Genomic DNA, 19423 nt, shown 5'->3' on the forward strand with positions numbered 1-19423 from the left:
CGCCGGCAGTGGCCGGCGCGGAGGTTGTATTCAGTTGGTCACTCGATGTTTGCCCGCGGGCCGCGCCGCCACAAGCACGGCTTCTTCCCAGTTGACAGTCACCGGATGCCGAGTGCGCGCATGATGCGCAGCGAGCCGGTCATCGCCTTCGCGAACAGGCCGTACGGCAGCCGGCGCGGCGGGTCGAGCAGCGCCACCCGCTGGGTCGCGACGGTCTGCGACTCGGTGTACTTGAGCAGGCCCTCCGCGCCGTGGCGGCGGCCGAGTCCGGACGCGCCGACGCCGCCCATCGGCGCGTCGGTGCTGCCGTAGGCGGACGCGTAGCCGTCGTTGACGTTGACCGTGCCGACCCGCAGCCGCGCCCCGACCGCGGCGGCGCGGCGCCGGTCGCGGCCGAACACGCTCGCGTTCAGGCCGTACTCGGTCCGGTTCGCCAGGGCGACGGCCTCGTCGTCGTCGTCGAACGGGTACAGCGACACCACCGGCCCGAACGTCTCGGCGGCGTGGCAGCGCATGTCCGGGGTGACGTCGGTGAGCACGGTCGGTTCGTAGAAGTACGGGCCGAGGTCCGGGCGCGGGCGGCCGCCGGCGAGCACCGTGGCGCCCTTCGCGCGAGCGTCGTCGACGTGCTCGGCGACGGTGGTGAGGGCGCGTCGGGAGGTCAGCGAGCCCAGGTCGGCGCGGTAGTCGTAGCCGGCGGCCAGGCGCAGCCGCCCGGTCTCGGCGACGAACGCGTCGGCGAACGCGTCGAAGATCGAGTCGTGCACGTAGACCCGTTCCAGCGACAGGCAGAGCTGTCCGGCGTTGGCGAAGCAGCCGCGCACGGCGGCGCGGGCGGTCGCGGGGATGTCGGCGTCGTCGAGGACGAGCAGCGGGTTCTTGCCGCCGAGTTCGAGCGAGCAGCCGATGAGCCGGCGCGCGGCCCGCTCGGCGATCAGGGTGCCGGTGCGGGTGGAGCCGGTGAAGCCGACGTAGTCGCAGGTGTCGACGACCGCGCCGCCGACGGTGGGGCCGTCGCCGAGCACGACCTGGAGCAGACCGGCCGGGAGCCCGGCCCGGTACAGCAGCTCGACGCCGAACAGCGGGGACAGCGGGGTCTGCCGGTCCGGCTTGAGCACCACCGCGTTGCCGGCGACCAGCGCGGGCACCAGGTCACCGATGGACAGCGCGAACGGGTAGTTCCACGGCGCGATGATCCCGACGACGCCCTTGGGGTGGCGGAGCTCGGTGGCGCTGACCGCGCCGGGGAGCGCGCCGGCGCGGCGGCGGGGCCGGAGCAGTCCTGGCGCGGTGCGCAGGTAGTGGCTGGTGACGAGCGCGGGCTCGGCGAACTCCTCGAAGGCGTCCCGGCGGGCCTTGCCGGTCTCGGCCTGGAGCAGGTCGGCGACGGTGTCGCGGTGACGCAGGAGCAGGCGGTGGAACCGCTCGAACACGGCGAGCCGGGTGGCGAGCGGGGTGGCGGCCCAGTCCCGCTGCGCGCGGGCGGCGTGCTCGACGGCGGCGTGCACGTCGTCCGGGGTGGACTCGGGCACGGTGGCCAGGTCGCCGCCGGTGAACACGGCGGTGGTGGTGTGCGTGCCGCCGGACCCGGTGACGCGGGCGCGGAGGGTGTCGAGGAGCTCGTCGGTGAGCGAGGGTGGGCGCATCAGGTGTCGCGGTCGGTGGTGGGGGCGCTGGCGGCGGCGCGGGCCTCGTAGTCGGCGCGGGCCGCGCGCTCGGGGGCGTTGAGGACCTGATCGCCCTTGAACACGCGCAGCACCCACTCGGCGGCGGGACGGGGGAGCAGGCGGGTGAGCTTGTTGACCGGGCCGAGCGAGGCGGGTACGTAGATCTCGAACCGGGGCCTGCGCAGCGCGCCGACGATGGCCGTGGCGACGTCGGCGGCCTCGACCGCCTTGACGAACCGGGCGTCCTGCAGCCCCGCGGCGAGCTCCGTGCGCACCACGGACGGCAGCACGACGGTCACCTCGATGCCGCTACCCCGCAACTCGCCCCGGACGGCCTCGGACAGTCCGACGACGCCGTGCTTGGTGGCGCAGTACGTTGCCCCGCCGGGAAACCCGGCCTTCCCGGCGACGGACGCGATGTTGACGATGTGCCCGGCGCCGCGCGGCCGCATCCGCCTGATCGCCTCGCGGGTGCCGTGGATGACCCCGTGCAGGTTGATCTCCAGCTGCCGCGTGGTCGACCGGTCGGACTCGTCCTCGAACGGCCCGAGCGCCATGATCCCCGCGTTGTTGACCACCACGTCGATCGGCCCCAGCCGCCCCTCCACTTCCTCGAGGAACTTCGTGAACCCGGCCAGGTCGGTGACATCCAACGGAAACGCCGTGGCCCCGATGCGCCGCGCCGTCTCCTCCGCGACGGCCAGGTCGAGATCCCCGATCGCGACCTCCGCCCCGTGCCGCACCAGCGCCTCGGCGGTCGCGGCCCCGATCCCCCGACCCCCTCCGGTGATGACCACGACCTTCCCGGCGAGCGAACGGGGTTGAGCCATCCCGGGCCTCCCAGCGTAGGCAACATACATTCCGGCAGGAATGTAAACCGAGCATCCCAGCCCCGCTATCCGCTGGCAAGCACATCCGCGAGTCGTACGTTCCCGTCGCGCGAGTCGTACGTTCCCGTCGCGCGAGTCGTACCTTCCCGTCGCGCGAGTCGTACGTTCCCATCGCGCAAGTCCCGGGTGCTCAGTTATCCACAACAGGGCGAGTTGTCCACAGCTCGGCTCCGTGCGCCTCCGAAGTGCGTTTTCGGCGGGCAAAGTCGGTGCATGCAGGAATTCCCATCCGGTCTACACGGTGCCCACCGACGCGCTGACCTGGTCCGACACCTCGGCGAGCGAAGCGTGCGGCTGGCACTGCGCGAGGGAGAACTCGTCGCCATCGGTCGTCAGGTACTGGTCGAGCGGGCCCACCAGTTGGACCTCCGCACTCGCGCTGCCGCCGCGTTACTCGTCGCCGGCGACGGCGCTGCCATCACCACCCACACCGCGGCGCTCCTGTTCGGTTGTACGGCGGCCGAAGCCGGCGAGATCCACGTGCTGGTTGGTTACGCGCGGCAGGTCCACCGCACCCCGAGCATGGTCTTTCACCAGGGCCTGCTGGACGAACAGGACGTGGTGGACCTCGATGGGCTCCGGGTCCACGCCTTGGAGCCCGCGATCGCCGACCTGTTGTGCCGCGCCCGTCGACGCACCGCTCTGGCCTGCATGGACCAGGCGCTCGCGCTGACTCCGCGCTTCGAGCGGGCGGAGTTCCGGGCCGAGGTTCTGCACCGGATCCTCACCCGTCGGGACCCTCGTGGGCGACGTCGCGGCGAGATCCTGCTGCTGTTGGCCAGTGGGCTCGCGGAGTCTCCGGCGGAGAGCTGGATGCTGCTCGGGTTCTTCGATTTCGGGTTGCCGATTCCCGCGCAGCAGCTGCCGGTCCTGGATTTGGACGGTCACGAGCGCTACCGGCTGGACTTCGCATGGGAGGAGGCGCGGGTGGCGGTCGAGTACGACGGCTACTCCGCTCACGTCGATCGAGCGGCTGCCGACTCGCTCCGGCAGGCCGACCTCGAGCGGCGCGGATGGACCGTCCTACGAGCCAACGCGGAGGATCTGCGTGATCCCTCACGTCTGCACGCGGCAGTGCATGCCGCGCTGGTGCGCCGGAGATTCGCGGCGTAGCGGTCGGGACGTACGGGAGCGTACGACTCGCGCGACGGGAACGTACGACTCGCGGGACGGGAAGGTACGACTCGCGAGGAGGTCGGTGGTGAGGCGGTCGGCGTCGCGGTCGGGGATGTCGGTGCTGCCGGTGAGGCGGGGGGCGGGGTGGCGGTGGTGGTTGCGTTCGAGGGCGTAGACGAGGAGGGCGATGACCAGGGCGGTGACGAGAAGTTCCATGGCGTTAAGTTTGCGCTCGGTGTGATCCTGCCACTAGTGGCAGAAAGGACCTTGTGCGTCGATATTCTGCCAACGTAGGGTCGGGGTGTGTTGGAGACCGTGGCCGTGGTGCTGATGGACGACGTCACACCGTTCGAGTTCGGCGTGCTGTGCGAGGTGTTCGGGATCGACCGCACCGAGGACGGCGTGCCGCGGGTCGACTTCCTCGTCTGCGGGGAGGAGCCGGGGATGCCGCTGCGGACCAGTGTCGGCGCGCGGCTCACCCCCGAGTACGGGCTCGACGCCGTCGCCCGCGCCGACCTCGTCGCGGTGACCGGCGTGAAACTGCGCGACGAGGACCAGTACCCGGTCGCCGTGCTCGAGGTGCTGCGGGCGGCCGTCGCCCGCGGGGCCACCGTGCTGTCGGTGTGCAGTGGCGCGTTCGTGCTCGGCGCGGCCGGGCTGCTCGACGGCCGGCGGTGCACCACCCACTGGCGATATGTCGACCAACTCGCCGAGCGCCACCCCGACGCGCTGCTCGACCCGGACGTCCTGTTCGTCGACGACGGCAACGTGATCACCAGCGCCGGCACCGCCGCCGGCATCGACGCGTGCCTGCACCTGGTCCGCCGCGAGCAGGGCTCCGCCGCGGCCAACGCGATCGCGCGCCGCATGGTCGTGCCGCCCCAGCGCGACGGCGGCCAGCGCCAGTACATCGAGCTCCCGATCCCCGAGTGCACCGCCGACAGCCTCTCCCCGGTGCTCGCCTGGATGCTCGACAACCTCGCCATCGACCACACCGTCGCCGCGCTCGCCGGCCGGGCGCGGATGTCCGAGCGCACGTTCGCCCGCCGGTTCGTCGCCGAGACCGGGACCACGCCGCACCGCTGGCTGACCATGCAACGCGTCCTGCACGCGCGCCGCCTGCTCGAGGACACCCGGCTGCCGGTCGAGGACATCGCCGCGCGCTGCGGGTTCGGCTCGGCGGCGTTGCTGCGGCACCATTTCAACCGCGTCGTCGGCGTCGCGCCGAAGGACTACCGCCGCACGTTCGGCGCCGTCCACTCCGGACCGGAACTCGAGCGGTCGTCGAGCGGCGCCCAGCAGAATCGGTGACGAGGTTGACGATTGCCTCGCAGCGGGGTCGTGGTGCGCTCGTGTGCGCTCGCCCCGCGCGCGCGTTCCGCGCTATACCTGGTTTCGTGAGACGTGAGCAGCAGATCGACACGTACGTCGACTCGTGGAACGAGCCGGACGTCGATCAGCGGCACGTGCTGATCGAGTCCGCGTGGGCGGCCGAGTGCACCTACCACGCACCGGCCGTCGAAGCCCGTGGGTACGTCGCCATCAGCGACAACATCACACGCATCCAGCGCAAGTACCCGAACCGCGTGTTCTGCCGGACCAGCGACGTGTTCTCCCACCGCGAGCGCGCCCGCTACACCTGGGCGATGCTCGACCCGGCCGGCTCGGCCACCATCGCCGGCGTCGACTACGCCCTGTTCGACGAGGACGGCAAGCTACGCCGCGTCACCTGCGTCTACGACCGCAAACCCCGCCCCGGCGAACTCTGAACCGTCAGGCCGCGAGTGCGGTCACCGGTGCGCCGATGGCCTCGACCGCGCCGGGTAGGACCGTCAGGCGGCGGGGGCCGGGTGCCGGCTGGATGACCTCGCCGTCGTGTTCGAACCACAGTGGACGGTCGTCGGTGCGTTCCAGGACGACGGTGCGGCCACGGGTGTAGCGCACGCCGGGGAGATCCGCGTGGGCGCCGTGCCTGGTCCTGGCCAGCATCTCCGGCAGGCCGTGCTCGCCGCCGATCACGCACACGTCCAACAGGCCGTCGTCGAGGGCGGAGTGGGGGAGCAGCTTGAACTCGCCGCCCCGGTACCGGCTGCCGCCGACGTTCACCACCAGCGTCGATCCACTGTGGACCTCTACGCCGTCGACCACGACCCGCCCCGGGTACGGGCGGTAGTCGGGCGCCAGCGCGGCGATGGCCTCCTGGTACGACGTTCCGGCGGCCTTCGCGGCGTGGATCACCTGGGCGGAGAACCCGGTGCTCGCGCCGGCCAGGACCAGCCGGTCGTCCAGCCGGGCCAGGTCGAGGCGCCGGGGTGGCAGGCCGGAAAGGGCTTGCCGCAACGCCGAGGGCCACGGTGTGCGGCCCCAGAGCGACCGGTACATCGAGTTCGCCGTTCCGCCGGGTACCACCATCATCGGCGCCGGGCGCCACGCGGTCGCCAGGCCGGCGGCGACCTCGCGGGCCGTGCCGTCGCCGCCGACCGAGACCACCAGGTCGGCGGGGCACCCCCGCGCGATGGACGTCGCCTCGCCGGGGGACGTCGTCCAGCGCACCGACACCGGCCGCCGGCACGCGCGGACCACCCGCCACACCAGTTCCCTCGACGCCCCGCCCGCGGCGGGGTTCGCGATCACCAGGACCCGCACGTCAACCACCTCGGTTCGCGGTCAGCACCAGCACGGCGTTCTGCCCGCCGAAGCCGAACGAGTTGCTCGTCGCCGCCGCGACCGGAACCGACCGTGCGGCGCCGTGCACGACGTCGATGTCCAGGTCCGGATCGTGACCGGACACGTTCGCGGTCGGCGGCACCACCGACTCCTCGACGGACAGCACCGCGCACGCGGCGTCGATCGCGCCGGCCGCACCCAGCGCGTGCCCGGTGACGCCCTTGACCGACGTCACCGCCGGCCCGTCCGGGAACAGCCTGCGCAGCACCCCGGCCTCCGCCGCGTCGCCCGCCGGGGTGGACGTGGCGTGCGCGTTCACGTGGTCCACATCGGACGGACGAAGCTCCGCGTCGGCGAGGGCGGCCCGGATCGCGGCCTCCGCGCCCGCCCCGGTGGGATCCGGCGCGGTGGCGTGGTGCGCGTCGGCCGTCGCGCCGTAGCCGCTGACCCGAGCCCGGACCCGGGCGCCGCGTGCCAGCGCGTGCTCGGGCCGTTCCAGGACCAGCACCCCGGCACCCTCGGCGGCGACGAACCCGTCCCGGTGACGCTCGAACGGGCGTGACGCGGCCGCCGGGTCGTCGACGCGGGCCGACAACGCTCCCATCCGGGTGAACCCGGCCACGATCGGCTGGCACAGGCCGGCCTCCGCCCCACCGGCCAGCACGATGTCGCAGCGGTCGGCCCGCAGCAGCTCCCGCGCGGTGCCGATCGCGGTGGTGGCCGACGCGCAGGCGGTCGTGGTCACCAGGTTCGGGCCGTGCGCGCCGGTGTCCATCGCCAGGTAGCCGGCGACCATGTTCACCCCCATCATCGGGATGAGCAGCGACGACATCCGCCCGGCACCCTCGTCGAGCAGGGTGCGGTGCTGGGCGGTGAACGTGCCGACGCCGCCGAGCGCGTTGCCCATCACCACGCCCACCCGCGTGCCGTCCCACGACGCCGGATCCAGGCCGGCGTCGGCGACCGCCTCCCGCGCGGCGACCAGTGCGAGGTGCACGTACCGGTCCAGCCGCCAGGCGGTCCGCCGGCCGAGCAGCGCGTCCGCGTCGAAGCCGGGCACCCGGCAGCTGAGGTCCACCGGCAGCCCGGCGAGCGCCGGGTCCCGCGCCGCGGCCGGCCGGCCGGCACGGATCGCGCGCCAGCTCGCCTCGACCCCGATCCCGCCGGGGGTGACCAGGCCGAGCCCGGTCACCGCCGCGTGGAAGGTGCTAGCCATCCTGGCCGACACCTTTCGCCGACAGCAGGGCGAGCGCGTCCGCCACCCGGGCGCGCGGCGTCACCGCGTCCTCGGCGATGACGACGCCGAACTCCTTCTCCAGCACCAGCGCGAACTCCACGATGGCCAGCGAGTCGAGGTCGAGCGCGGCGAACGTGGCGTCCGGGGTGACCTCGTGCTCCTCGACGCCGAAGTAGCCCACCAGGATCTCCGACAGGCGGTCGAGCACGGTTGTCGACATGTCGTCCTCCTTCATCCGGCCTCGATGTCCGGCCAGCGCAACACGGTCGACCCCCAGGTCAGCCCGCCGCCGAAGGCGCCGAGCAGGACTCGTTGTCCGGCCACCAACTCCCCGTTCCCGGCGGCCGAGGCGAGCGCGAGCGGCACCGACGCGGCCGCCGTGTTGCCGACCTGGTCGATGTTGCGGACGAACTTCGCCACCGGTTGCCCGAGCATGTCCGCGACGCCGTTGATGATCCGCGCGTTGGCCTGGTGGATCACGAACCGGTCGATGTCGGCCAGGCCGAGCCCGGCACGCCGCAGCAGGGCCTGCGCCGACCCGGCCATCTGGAAGATCGCCTTGCGGAACACCGCCTTGCCGGCCATGGTGAAGAACTCCGCACCGGGCGGCGCCGGCTCCCTGGTCGACCGCTGCCGCGAGCCGCCGGCCGGCACCATGATCAGGTCGGCGTCCTGGCCGTCGCTGCCCAGGTCGAACGGCCCGAGCGCGCCCGGCTCGTCCGCGTCACCCGCCCGCAGCACCACCGCGCCCGCGCCGTCACCGAAGATCGCGGCGGTCGCGCGGCAGTCCGGGTCGACGATCGTGGAGAACGTGTCCGCGCCGACCACCAGCACCCGCTCGGCCACCCCGGACGCGATCAGCCCCGTGCCGGAGGCGAGCCCGTACAGGAACCCGGTGCACACGGCGTTGACGTCGAACGCGGCGCACCGGTCGAGCCCGAGCCGGTGCGCGACCCCGGGCGCGGTCGCCGGGCACGGCCGGTCCGGCGTCGTGGTGGCGAGCACGAGCGCGTCGACCGTGTCGGTGTCGGCGGACTTGAGCGCCCGCTGCCCGGCCTCCACGGCCAGGTCCGACGTGGCCATCCCCGCCTCGACGACGTGCCGCTGCCGGATCCCGGTCCGCCCGTGGATCCACTCCTCGGACGTCCCGAGCCGCGCCGCGATCGACGCGTTCGGCACCACGGCCGGCGGCACCCACGTCCCCAGTCCACACAGGACAGCGGAGGTCATAGTGCCTCCTCCAGCCCGATGTGTCTCAGCCGCGACTCCTTCATCTCCGTCGACCAGCGGTCGGCGGTGGCGAGCCGTTCCTCCGGCGTCGTGTCGACCAGCCGGCGGCCGGGCCAGACCTCGTAGTCCCCGACCAGCGACCGGTACCGGTCGAGGCCCTCCTGGAACAGGATCTCCCGGCGCAGCACCATGTCGTGCACCGGCAGCACCGACCACATCCGCATCCCCTCGCGGATCAGCGACACCACGCGCGGCCGGTCGGCCGGGTGCGCCAGCAGGTGCTCGCGGGCGATCGACGCGCCGACGGTCAGGTGCCGGATCTCGTCGATGCCCGCGCCGCGGTCGATCTCCGCCGCCACCGGGTTCAGCGGCCGCCACTTGCGCTCGGACAGCTCCGCGGCCGGCGCAAGCGCGCCCTCGATGATGATCGCCATCATCACCACGCCGCCGACGAAGTCGTCCCGCATCACCGACAGGCCGAACTCCTCCAGCGGATCCAGGATCGCGGCGATGTCGTCGCCGGCGGCCGCGTCGAGGTCGGTGACGCCGAGGACACGCAGGTGGTCGCGGAACACCATCGCGTGCCTGGCCTCGTCGAGCACCTGGGTGGCGTAAAACTCCATCGTGTCGGTGTCCGGTGCGAGGCCGACCAGGAACGACAGCGCCCGCGCCGCCTTGTCCTCGGCCACCGTCCGGAACGCGTACTCCCGCACCAACGCGTCCCGCAGCGGGCCTGGCTCGAACATGTGCGCCGGCACGGTCAGCGCCGGGTCGTACCCGTCCGGGCGGCCGGCCAGTGTCCCTTGTGGAACGTTCGTCAGCCAGTACCGCAGGTTCGCGTCCCGCGCGGTCAGCTCGACGCTCGTCGCGCCGTCCAGCAGCGACGGCGCCGAGTCCCAGTCGGTGATCACGACGCCGCCTCGAACGGCTCGGCGAACGGCTTGAGCGTGCTGCCGAACAGCGCCCGGTCGCCGCACAGGTGGATCGGGATCGCCAGCAGCGCCCACTCCCAGCCGGCCACCAGCACCCACACCGCGACCACCACCGCGTGGGTGACGAAGCTGTGCATCACGTTGTAGAGCACGTAGTACGCCTTCGCGATCCGCTCGCCACCGGCGCGGTGGTGCGCGACCAGGCCGGGCAGGTACCCGACGACGTCGATGACGGCGAACAGCACCACCGCCGGCAGCCACCGCACCTCGCCGAGGTGTAGCACGAACAGCGCGACGCAGACCGCGAGCGCGATCCCGTGCTCCAGGCGCAGCACGGCGCTCGTCGCCCGCGTGTCGACGTGAACCGCGGCGGTCATCAGGCGATCCGTTCCAGGTCGCTGAGTGCTTCGGCACCTTCCTGCACCGTGGTCGGCCCGAACAGGCCGGTGAGCACGTCGCACACCACGCGCTTGATCACCCGCTCCGCGATCGGATCCATGATCCCGGCCATGCTCTCGATGCCGAAGTCCCAGGCCGCGGTGAACCGGACCACGCAGCCGCGGATGCCCGGCACCAGTTGCCAGGCGCCGGAGAACGCCGCGAAGTCACCGGTGACCTGCTCGAACCCGATCCGCAACCGGTCCCGGTCGACGGTGTCCCGCTCGGTCCAGCGCAGCAGCCCGCGCCGGAAGTGCACCACCCAGTCGCTCTCGTCGGCCCGGGACCGGACCTCGCGCACGTCGGCGGCGAGGCTGGGGAAGCGTTCGAAGTCGGCGATCCTGGTCAGCGCGGTGCGCGCGTTCCGCACCGGGATGCGTACGGTCAGTGCCACGTTCCGCATGCTCTGCCCTCCTCAGTTCAGCACCGCGTGCGCGGCGTGCTCGAACGCGTCCAGCAGGAACCGCACCTCGCGGTCGTCCAGCAGCGCGGGCGGGGTCAGCCGCAGCACCCGGTCGGCGTTGAGCGAGTGGTTGGCCACCACCCCGGCCGCCAGCAGCTCCAGCAGCAGCTCACCGGCCAGCCCGTCGACCGCGCACTCGATCCCGATCAGCAGGCCGGCTCCGCGCACCTCGGCCACCCGGTCGCCGAGCACGTCGCCGAGCAGGCGCCGCAGCTCACCGACCAGCCGGTCGCCCAGGGCCGCCGCCCGCGGGACCAGCCCGTCCTCCCGGATCGCCGCGACCGCCCCGCACACCGCGGCCATGCCCAGCGGCGCGGCGGAGAACGTCGAGGTGTGGATGAACGGATCCCGGTCGAACGGCGCGAACGCCGCCTCGGTCGCCACCAGCGCCGACACCGGCAGCACCCCGCCGCCGAGCGCCTTGCCGGCCAGCAGCACGTCCGGCACCACACCCTCGCGGTCCGCGCCCCACCAGTGCCCGAGCCGGCCCAGGCCGGTCTGGATCTCGTCGAGCACCAGGAACGCGTCGTGCTCGCGGCACACCCGCGCCACCGCGCGCAGGTAGCCGGGCGGCGGCACGACCACCCCCGCCTCGCCCTGCACCGGCTCGACCAGCACGCACGCCTCGCCGGGAACGGCGGCGAGCGCGTCGGACAGCGCCGCCACGTCGCCGAACGGCACGTGCGTGACGTCCGGCAGCAGCGGCCGGAACGGTTGCTGGAACACCGGCCGCGCGGTGACCGACAGCGCGCCCATGGTCTTGCCGTGATAACCGTCCACCATGGACACCAGGTGCCGTTTGCCGTGCGCGCGGGCCAGCTTGATCGCCGCCTCGACCGCCTCCGCGCCACCACAGGCGAAGTGCACCCGCGACAGCCCGGCCGGCGTCGTCGACACCAGCGCCTCCGCCGCACGGGCGGCCGTCGGCTCCAGCAGCAGCCGGGTGCCCACCGGGTTCGTGTCCAGCTGCGCCCGCACCTCGGCCAGCACGCGCGGGTGCCGGGCGCCCATCAGGAAGACCCCGTAGCCACCGCAGTTCAGCAGCTCCCGCCCGGACCGGGTGCGCACCCACGCGCCCGCCGAGCCGACCTCGACGTCGCCGCCGAACAGCTCGCCGAGCGCGGCCCGCCCGGACGAGAGGTGCCGCCGATACCCCTCGAGCACCGGGTCCGCGACCGACAACATCAGGCCACGACCATCGGGTAGCCGGCGTAGTAGTCGAGCAGCCCGCCCGCGGCGCTGGTCCGCGACGGCGGGTGGAACGCGATCGCCTGCGCGGCCGACGCCAGGTAGGCGACGTCGCCGGTGGCGATGAACGCCATCCCGCCCAGCAGCTCGACGGCCTGGCCGACCGTGGCGGTCACCGCGTCCTGCACCGCGTACCGGGTGACCAGCGCGGCGGCCAGGGTGTCGTTGTCGGTCTCGCCGTCCATCATCCGCCGAGCCAGGCCCTCGGTGAGCGCGGCCGCCGACTCGATCCGGACCGCCAGCGCAGCCCGCTCCGACACGCCGCCCCGGGCGCCGTGCAGGACCTTCTCCACCAGCAGGCTCGCGATGCCGGTGTAGGCGGCGCACACGGTGAGCTGGAACCAGATCAGCCCGACGGTGGTCAGCCGGTCCATCGCGTCCGCGAGCTCCGGCTCGGGCGCGATGATCTGCTCGGGGGAGACCAGCACGTCGGACAGCCGCACCTCGTTGCTCTCCGCCCCGGCCAGCGCGAACGTCGACCAGAACGGGTGCACCGAGATGCCCGGGGTGTCCGCCGGCAGCAGGAGCAGGCCCATCGCGCTCGACCCGTCCGGCCGGGGAACCGCCACGCTCGCGGTCAGCAGGTCCATCGACGCCGACAGGCTGCACGGCTTCTTCGCGCCGTTCACCAGGTACCCGCCGTCGACCGGGGTGGCCGCCATGGTCGGGGACAGGATGCCCTGCGCGGTGCGACCCTCGGCGAACCCGGAGGCCACCAGCAGCTTCTCGTCGACCACCCGGCGCAGGAGTAGTTCGTCCACATCGGATCCGTCGCGGACCAGCTCGGCGACCGCGAACAGGGTGCCGAGGGAGAAGTGGTGCATCATCGTGGCGACCGTCATCGACGGCGCGGTCGCCGCCAGCGCCCGGACCACCCTGGCGGCGTCCAGCGGCGAGGCGTCCAGTCCGCCGAACGCTCCCGGCACCAGCAGGTTCGTGCCGCCGTGTGCGCGGAAGATCTCGATCGCCGGGCTGTCCTCGGACTCCAGCTCCGGCAGCGGGATCTCGGTGAGCTGTTGGCGCAGACCGGGGAGGAGCTTGTCGCACACCTGGCGGTCGGCCTCCATGAACTGCATCTATCGCCCCAATCGGTAGCTGTCGAAGACGGCCGCGCGCGGCCGGATCCCGGTCGCGCGGGAGATGCCCTGCAGGTGCGAGGTGCGCAGCGCGGGGTAGTTGGCCTCGCCGAACACGCCGCCGGTGAGCCCGGTGCCGCCGTGCGTCGGCAGGAAGGGCAGCCAGCCCAGGTGTGAGTCGTTGACCTTCAGCAGGCCGCCGTTCCCGGTACGCGCGAGGAACCTCTCGACCACGGCGTCGTCGCCGGCCCACAACGAGTTCCGCAGCCCGTACCGGTTGGTGTTCACGTGGGTGAGCACCCGGTCGAGCAGGTCCGGGCCCGGCTCGGGGACGATCACCGGCAGCAGCGGGAAGAACGTCTCCTCGGCCACCGCGGCGATCCGCCGTGCCCCGGCCAGACCGTCCACCCGCACCACCGTCGGCTCCAGGAACGGTCCGGTGTCCGACGGTTCGCCGTCGACCTCCAGCCGCCGCCCGCCGCACACGAGCGCCGCGCCCCGGTCGAGCGCGTCCCGCACCAGCGCGAAGAACCGCTCGGCGCGCAGCACGGGGGAGAGCAGCACGCCCTCCTCGTCGGGGTACCCGGGCCGGACCTCGCGGGCCGCGACCGTGAGCCGCGCCAGCAGGTCGTCGGCGATGTCGGGGTGCGCGACGACCTGGTTGGGCGCCAGGCAGAGCTGGCCGGAGCCGTAGAAGGCCTCGGTGAGCGCCTCGACGGCGAGGCCGAGGTCGGCGTCGCGCCAGACGACCACGCAGTCGTTGCCGGCCAGCTCCAGGATCGGCTTCTTGCCCATGGCCACGCACTCCCGCTCCAGCTCAAGGCCGCGTTCGACGTCGCCGGTGTAGAAGACGTCGTGCACGTCCGGGCTGTCCAGCCAAGCGCGCAGCACCGGGCCGGGGCGGGCGCAGAAGAAGTTCAGCGTGCCGGGCGGCGCGCCAAGCTCGGCCAGCGCGGGCAGCACCAGCTCGCGCAGCGCGAACAGGACGCCGAGCGGGGCGCTGCGCGGGGCGCGCACGACCACGGCGTTGCCGGCCAGCAGCGGGGTGACGCCGAGCAGCGCGCTCGCGGCCGGCGCGTTGCGGGGCGGGTCGACGCAGACGACGCCGTCGGCGACCCGCCGGATCGTCAGCTCCCGGTCGCCGTGCCGGACCGTGCGGTGCAGCTGGCCGGCGAGGTGGTCCAGGGTCTCGCGGCTGAACAGGTCGAGCACGCCGCCGACCTGCCAGCGGGCCAGCGCGACCGGGATGCCCTCGGCGACCAGCAGGTCCACCAGCTCAGGCGCGCGTTCCCGGACCCGTTCGCGGACCAGGTGCCCGAGCCGGATCCGGGTCGCGAGCGGGGTCGCCGCCCACTCGGGTGCCGCCGCGGCGGCCGCCCGGGTGGCCGCGGCGACGGTCTCCGCGTCGGCGATCGCGCACCGGCCGACCACTCCGTCGGTGGCGGCGTTCTCACCCTGGTCGAGCCGGCGCTTGCGGGTCATGCTGGCGAAGACGTCGGTGAGCACCGACCGGGCGGCGACGGTGTGCAGGTGACGCGCGGAGTCGACGTCCCGGCCGGCCACGTGCGAGAGGTACGTGGGGACCGGGGCGTCGGGCGTCCGCGATACGTCGATCGCCACACTCAGCGTCACCGGGTTTCCTTTGCCTGCCGATTTTTCACGTGCTCGAAATCGAGTCTGACAAAGAGGTCTGATGGTGTGCTGACAACGGGCTCGGAGTAGCGTTGTCGCAGGTCAGGGGCGGGGCGATAATCGCGGCTATGGAGACTCTGGCACCGGAAATCCTCGAGTTGGTTTCCCGTTGTTCCGACAACCCGAGCGCATTCCTCGCCCTGAACGACGGCAACCGCCGGTTCGCCGCCGAGGGTGGGGTGGTGGTGTACCGGGAGGCCGGCCGGTACCTGGTGGCCTTCGGCGGCCCGATCGGCCCGGACCCGGCGGCGCTGCTGGCCAGGTTCCGCGCGTTCGCCGCCGGGCGGCGCAGGAAGGTGGTGGCGATCCAGGTCCAGGGGTCCGAAGTGGACACCTTCACCTCGGCCGGGTTCACGGTGAACCAGGTCGGCGCCTCCTACGCGGTGGACCTGCGGGAGTTCACCCTGCGCGGGTCGCGGTTCGTCCGGCTGCGGAACAAGGTGTCCCGGGCCGTGCGCGCCGGCGTCGAGGTGGCCGAGGTGCCGTTCGAGGCCCACGCCGGCGAGCTGGCCGAGTTGGACGCGGCGTGGTCGCGGGGGAAGGGGAAGCCGTTGGAGTTCCTGGTCGGGCAGCTCGGCGGGCCGGCGCAGCGGTACCGGCGGCTGTTCGTGGCCAGGGTCGGCGGGCGGGTGACCGGGTACGTGTCGTACTCGCCGGCGTACGGGAGCAGGCCGGGATGGCTGCACGACCTGTCCCGGCGACGGCCGGACGCGCCGCCCGGGGTGATGGAGGCGGTCAACACCAGCGCCATCGAGACGTTCCTGGCCGAGGGCGCGTCGTGGCTGCACTTCGGGTTCACCCCGTTCACCGGCCTGGACCCGGCGTGCGAGGACCCGTCGGCGAGCCGGTGGTTCCGGTGGCTGGTCGGCCAGCTGGCGGTGCGCGGGGCCGCGGTGTACCCGGCGGCGACCCAGCTCGCGTACAAGCGGAAGTGGGCGCCGCACGCGGTGCTGCCCGAGTACGTCGCGTTCTCCCACGGCGCGAGCCTGTCCGCCTTCGTCCAGGTCTTCCGGGCGGCGAACGCCTTGTAGGCGGATGTGGGGCGGCTCGTGGACGGGTCGCGGGATCAGGCGGGTGTCACCGGGGTGTCAGGCGGGTCGCCGAGCATCGTCGGCGGGGTCAGGGAGAGGAGGAGGGGGCGATGGTGGTGCGACAGGTGACGCCGGTTCCCGGGAACACGGTGATCTTCAAGTTGTTCGGTTCGGTCGGGCTGGTGTCCGGCGGACGGTTGCTGGCGATCCAGGGCGAACGGCAGCGCACGTTGCTCGCGACATTGTTGATCAATTCCGGAAAGGTCGTGACCAAGGAACAGTTCTTCGAGGAACTGTGGGAGGGGCGCGTGATCGCGAAGGCGAACAACGCGCTGCAGGCCCTGGTCACCCGGCTGCGGAAACTGCTGCGGACCACGTTCGGGCCGGAGTTCGCCGCCGAGCGGCTGGTCACGCTGCCCACCGGCTACGTGCTGCACGCCGAACCGGACGAGATCGACGCGAAGCTGTTCGAGCGGCTGGTGGCGCTGGCGCACGCGCAGCTCGGCCCGAATCCGGTGCGGGCCCGCGACCTGCTCACCGAGGCGCTGGAGCTGTGGGACGGGCCGGTGCTGGAGGGGGTCAGCGGCGGGCCGATGTGCCACAGCTCGGTGCTGCACTACGAGGAGAGCCGCCTCGCCGCCATCGAGGACAAGTTCCACGCCTGTGTCGTGGCCGGCATCGAGGGTGGCGTGATCAGCGAGCTGAAGAAGATGGCCATGCTCTACCCGTGGCGGGAACGGCTGGCCGAGATGCTGATGATCGCGCTCTACCGCTCCGGGCGGCAGGCCGACGCGCTGCGCGAGTACAACGTGGTGCGCCGCAGGCTGGTCGACGAGCTGGGCATGGAGCCGTCCGCCATGCTGCAGGACCGGATGCAGGCGATCCTGAACCACGATCCGTCACTGGATCTCGTTCCGGAGGTTGGGCGCCGCGCGGCTACCGGATAGGTCGTTGCCTGCGGAACGTGTGCCACGCACAGTCACCCTTTGGCGCTCCTTGCGCGTCACTAAACGCGCAGCGTGACGGCTGTTGACCTGGGAAAAAGTTACCGATCTTGAAACCGACCAACCGGTCGGTTTCCTATTGACAAACCGCCCGGTCGGTTTTGTATTCTCGAGGAGCGACCGAGCCGATGTCGATCAGAAGCGGTTGGCAGTCGGTCGTCACAGGCCACAGGAGACCGAAGTGGACATTGACGTTTTAGGGCCGTTAGCCGCTCGTCAAAGTGGCACGTCGGTGGTCCCCACCGCCGCGAAGCCCCGCAAGGTGCTGGCGATGCTGACCGTTCACGCCGACCAGGTCGTGCCGATGGCGTCGCTGTTCGAGGAGCTGTGGGGCGAGGACATCCCGCGCAGCGCCAACACCACCGTCCAGACCTACATCCTGCACCTGCGAAACCTCATCGGTGCCGCACTCGACCAGTCGAGCACCGACGGCCCGGTCGACGCCAAGCGGGTGCTCGTCACCTACCCTGGTGGCTACCTGCTGGACACGATGGGAGGCCGGGTCGACGTGCGCGAGTTCGACCGCCTCGCCGCCCTCGGTCACCGGGCCCGCGAGATGGGGGACTACGACGCCGCGTCCCGCCACTTCAACGACGCGCTGGCCGTCTGGCGCGGCCGCGCCCTGGTCGACGTGCAGACCGGCCCGCTGCTGGAGGTCGAGTCGCACCGCCTGGAGGAGGCGCGACTGAACGTCCTGGACCGCCGCATCGACGCCGACCTGCGGCTCGGCCGGCACCACGAACTGCTCGGCGAGCTGGCCGGGCTGGTCGGGCGCTACCGCACGCACGAGGGCCTGCACGCGCATCTCATGCTCGCGCTGTACCGGTCCGGCCGGCGTGGCGAGGCGATCGACGTGTACCGGAGGATGCGCACCGGTCTGGTCAACGAGCTCGGCCTGGAGCCGTCACCGGGCCTGCGTCGCCTGCAGCACGCGATCCTGATGTCCGACCGCAGGCTGGCCGAGGTGGGCACCGAGGCGGCGGCGCTGGACCGGGCGGGTTGACGGTGGTGTCCCCCCGCACGAAAGATCCACTGAGCTGAGTGGACCTGGGCCTGGACGTGACGTGACAAAACAGTCGAGATCCGAGAACACGCGGTTGCACCTCGTGCGTTCCGCGGCGGACCTGTTCGACCGCAACGGGTTCTCGGGCGCGACATTGGAGGACGTCAGCCGGGCGGCGGGGGTCACCAAGGGGGCCTTCTACTTCCACTTCTCCTCCAAGGACGAGTTGGCCGGTGCGATCCAGGCCGAGGCGTGCACCCTGCTGCGCGGCGCGGTGTACCGGGCGTTGCGGGACGGTCGGGCGGTGCTGCAGGCGCTGGTCGACCTCACCCACGAGGTCGCGCACTGGCTGGAACACGAGGCGGTGGTCCGCGCGAGCCTGCGCACCGCGCGCGAGTGCGGGCATCGCGGGGCACCGTTCCTCGACTTCTACGTCGACCTGCAGTCGGCGGTGGAGACGATGCTGATCAGTGCCGAGCAGGCGGGCGAGATCAGGGAGTCGGTCGCCGTCGCGCAGGCGAGCACGCTGGTACTGACCATGTGCGCGGGCGTGGAGATGCTGTGGTGGTCCGGGATCCGCCAGGGCAGTGTCCGGGAGAGCCTGCGCGACATGTGGGCGCTGATCCTGCCCGGTGTCGCGGCCGGCGGGGGCAGCGACGTCGATCCGGGTGGGCGGCTGGAGCCGGGTTAGCTCTTCGGCGTGCCGGCCGTGCTCCAGGGCATCGGCAGCCGTCCGGTGACCGGGACCGGGGCGGGGCCGGACACCTCGTCGAGGCGGGCCAGCGCCTCCGGCGGGAGGTCGAGCGTGAGGCCGGGGAGCGCCTGCCGGTACTGGTCGACCGTACGCGGGCCGAGCACGACCGACGTCACCTCGGTGCGGGCCCGCACCCAGGCGACCGCGACCGCGGCCGGGGTGGTGCCGAGGTCGGCCGCCACCGCGCACACCGCGTCGGCGACGTGCAGGTTGTGCGCGCTGAGCTGCCCGTCGACCCACCGGCGCGTCACGTCGGTGTCCCTGGCGAGGAGCTTCCCCATGCGGGAGGCGGGATCCGGGTCGGTGCCGGACCGGTAGCGCCCGGTCAGCACACCGCCGCCGAGCACCCCGTAGGCGACCGCGCCGAGCCGGTGCGTCGCGCACGCCGGCAGGATCTCCGCCTCCACGTCCCGGCGGAGCAGCGAGTAGTGCGTCTGCAGGCCGACCAGCGGGGTGCCGCCGACCCGCTCGGCCGCCCACTGCGCCTCGACGATCTGCGCGGCGGTGAAGTTGGACGCGCCGAGGTAGCGCACCTTGCCGGCGCGGACGAAGCCGTCGAGGGTGGCCATGGTCTCCTCGATCGGGGTGACCGGGTCCCACTGGTGGCACTGGTAGAGGTCGACGTGGTCGGTGTCGAGCCGGCGCAGGCTCGCCTCCAGCGCGCGGGTCAGGTGCGCGCGGGACAGGCCGCGCTCGTTCGGGCCGGGGCCGTGCGGCTGGTACGCCTTGGTGGCGATGACGACCGCGTCCCGCCGGCCCCGCACGGCGGCGCCGACGATCCGCTCGGACTCGCCCGCGTTGTAGTTGTCGGCGGTGTCGAGGAAGTTGTGGCCGGCGTCGAGGAAGGCGTCGATGACCGGGCGCGCCTCGTCGGCCGGGACGCCGATGCCCCAGGCGGTGCCGAAGTTGGCGGTGCCGAGGCACGCACCGGAGACGCGCAGCCCGGAGCGGCCGAGCGGGCGGAAGTCAGCCATC

Annotated in this window: 21 protein-coding genes; 7 read left to right on the top strand and 14 right to left on the bottom strand. The window is 72.7% G+C overall.

Features of this window, described 5'->3' with window-relative positions:
* Window positions 1–98 precede the first annotated feature (98 nt).
* A complete protein-coding gene (locus tag JT362_RS06630) occupies window positions 99–1646 on the bottom strand; it encodes a succinic semialdehyde dehydrogenase (protein WP_260190118.1) in 1548 nt (515 codons plus the stop codon).
* Complete coding sequence (locus tag JT362_RS06635; protein WP_260190119.1) at window positions 1646–2497, bottom strand: SDR family oxidoreductase; 852 nt, start codon at window positions 2495–2497, stop codon at window positions 1646–1648. The genes JT362_RS06630 and JT362_RS06635 overlap by 1 nt, the downstream gene beginning before the upstream one ends.
* A 348-nt stretch (window positions 2498–2845) precedes the next feature.
* Between JT362_RS06635 and JT362_RS06640 the strand changes: the two genes are divergently transcribed.
* Complete coding sequence (locus JT362_RS06640) at window positions 2846–3670, top strand: endonuclease domain-containing protein (RefSeq protein ID WP_260190120.1); 825 nt, start codon at window positions 2846–2848, stop codon at window positions 3668–3670.
* On the opposite strand, the gene JT362_RS06645 is transcribed toward JT362_RS06640, so the two are convergent.
* Window positions 3614–3889, bottom strand: a complete 276-nt coding sequence (locus tag JT362_RS06645) for a hypothetical protein (RefSeq protein ID WP_260190121.1) — start codon at window positions 3887–3889, stop codon at window positions 3614–3616. The two genes, JT362_RS06640 and JT362_RS06645, sit on opposite strands and share 57 nt — an antisense overlap.
* Before the next feature lie 87 nt (window positions 3890–3976).
* Between JT362_RS06645 and JT362_RS06650 the strand changes: the two genes are divergently transcribed.
* Together JT362_RS06650 and JT362_RS06655 are read left to right on the top strand one after the other, a co-directional pair.
* Window positions 3977–4984 (top strand): helix-turn-helix domain-containing protein, encoded by a 1008-nt coding sequence (locus JT362_RS06650; protein ID WP_260190122.1) that lies wholly within the window; start codon window positions 3977–3979, stop codon window positions 4982–4984.
* 86 nt (window positions 4985–5070) lie between these two features.
* A complete protein-coding gene (locus tag JT362_RS06655; protein ID WP_260190123.1) occupies window positions 5071–5442 on the top strand; it encodes a nuclear transport factor 2 family protein in 372 nt (123 codons plus the stop codon).
* Window positions 5443–5446: 4 nt separating this feature from the next.
* On the opposite strand, the gene JT362_RS06660 is transcribed toward JT362_RS06655, so the two are convergent.
* Genes JT362_RS06660 through JT362_RS06705 form a run of 10 tightly spaced genes read right to left on the bottom strand, consistent with a single transcriptional unit; the run spans window position 5447 to window position 14596 of the window.
* On the bottom strand, window positions 5447–6319 hold the full coding sequence (locus JT362_RS06660) for a diacylglycerol/lipid kinase family protein (protein WP_260190124.1): 873 nt from the start codon (window positions 6317–6319) through the stop codon (window positions 5447–5449).
* A 1-nt stretch (window position 6320) separates the two neighbouring features.
* Window positions 6321–7556: a beta-ketoacyl-[acyl-carrier-protein] synthase family protein gene (locus JT362_RS06665; protein WP_260190125.1), complete on the bottom strand. Its 1236-nt coding sequence runs from the start codon at window positions 7554–7556 to the stop codon at window positions 6321–6323.
* Window positions 7549–7797: a phosphopantetheine-binding protein gene (locus JT362_RS06670; RefSeq protein WP_260190126.1), complete on the bottom strand. Its 249-nt coding sequence runs from the start codon at window positions 7795–7797 to the stop codon at window positions 7549–7551. Before JT362_RS06670 ends, JT362_RS06665 begins: the two co-directional genes overlap by 8 nt.
* An 11-nt stretch (window positions 7798–7808) precedes the next feature.
* On the bottom strand, window positions 7809–8807 hold the full coding sequence (locus JT362_RS06675) for a beta-ketoacyl-ACP synthase III (RefSeq protein ID WP_260190127.1): 999 nt from the start codon (window positions 8805–8807) through the stop codon (window positions 7809–7811).
* Entirely contained in the window at window positions 8804–9718 is a 915-nt protein-coding gene (locus JT362_RS06680) for a VlmB-like protein (RefSeq protein WP_260190128.1), read from the bottom strand. The genes JT362_RS06675 and JT362_RS06680 overlap by 4 nt, the downstream gene beginning before the upstream one ends.
* Entirely contained in the window at window positions 9715–10116 is a 402-nt protein-coding gene (locus JT362_RS06685; RefSeq protein WP_260190129.1) for a hypothetical protein, read from the bottom strand. The genes JT362_RS06680 and JT362_RS06685 overlap by 4 nt, the downstream gene beginning before the upstream one ends.
* A complete protein-coding gene (locus JT362_RS06690; RefSeq protein ID WP_260190130.1) occupies window positions 10116–10580 on the bottom strand; it encodes a type II toxin-antitoxin system RatA family toxin in 465 nt (154 codons plus the stop codon). Before JT362_RS06690 ends, JT362_RS06685 begins: the two co-directional genes overlap by 1 nt.
* Before the next feature lie 12 nt (window positions 10581–10592).
* Window positions 10593–11825 (bottom strand): aspartate aminotransferase family protein, encoded by a 1233-nt coding sequence (locus tag JT362_RS06695; protein ID WP_260190131.1) that lies wholly within the window; start codon window positions 11823–11825, stop codon window positions 10593–10595.
* Window positions 11825–12964, bottom strand: coding sequence for an acyl-CoA dehydrogenase family protein (locus JT362_RS06700; RefSeq protein ID WP_260190132.1), 1140 nt, complete (start codon window positions 12962–12964; stop codon window positions 11825–11827). The genes JT362_RS06695 and JT362_RS06700 overlap by 1 nt, the downstream gene beginning before the upstream one ends.
* Window positions 12965–14596, bottom strand: coding sequence for an aldehyde dehydrogenase family protein (locus tag JT362_RS06705; protein ID WP_260190133.1), 1632 nt, complete (start codon window positions 14594–14596; stop codon window positions 12965–12967).
* 128 nt (window positions 14597–14724) lie between these two features.
* Here JT362_RS06705 and JT362_RS06710 point away from each other — a divergent pair, with 128 nt between their 5' ends.
* From JT362_RS06710 to JT362_RS06725, 4 genes are all read left to right on the top strand, one after another.
* On the top strand, window positions 14725–15687 hold the full coding sequence (locus tag JT362_RS06710) for a phosphatidylglycerol lysyltransferase domain-containing protein (protein WP_260190134.1): 963 nt from the start codon (window positions 14725–14727) through the stop codon (window positions 15685–15687).
* Window positions 15688–15797: 110 nt separating this feature from the next.
* On the top strand, window positions 15798–16634 hold the full coding sequence (locus JT362_RS06715; protein WP_260190135.1) for an AfsR/SARP family transcriptional regulator: 837 nt from the start codon (window positions 15798–15800) through the stop codon (window positions 16632–16634).
* 289 nt (window positions 16635–16923) lie between these two features.
* Entirely contained in the window at window positions 16924–17694 is a 771-nt protein-coding gene (locus JT362_RS06720; RefSeq protein ID WP_260190136.1) for an AfsR/SARP family transcriptional regulator, read from the top strand.
* Between the two features lie 61 nt (window positions 17695–17755).
* The gene (locus tag JT362_RS06725) at window positions 17756–18385 is read left to right on the top strand and encodes a ScbR family autoregulator-binding transcription factor (RefSeq protein ID WP_311202668.1); all 630 of its coding nucleotides are present in this window, start codon (window positions 17756–17758) and stop codon (window positions 18383–18385) included.
* Here JT362_RS06725 and JT362_RS06730 read toward each other — a convergent pair.
* Window positions 18382–19422 (bottom strand): aldo/keto reductase, encoded by a 1041-nt coding sequence (locus tag JT362_RS06730; RefSeq protein ID WP_260190138.1) that lies wholly within the window; start codon window positions 19420–19422, stop codon window positions 18382–18384. The genes JT362_RS06725 and JT362_RS06730 overlap by 4 nt on opposite strands.
* Window position 19423: the final 1 nt, after the last annotated feature.

The organism is Actinophytocola gossypii, from assembly GCF_025165815.1.
In the GTDB taxonomy this organism is placed as follows: domain Bacteria; phylum Actinomycetota; class Actinomycetes; order Mycobacteriales; family Pseudonocardiaceae; genus Actinophytocola; species Actinophytocola gossypii.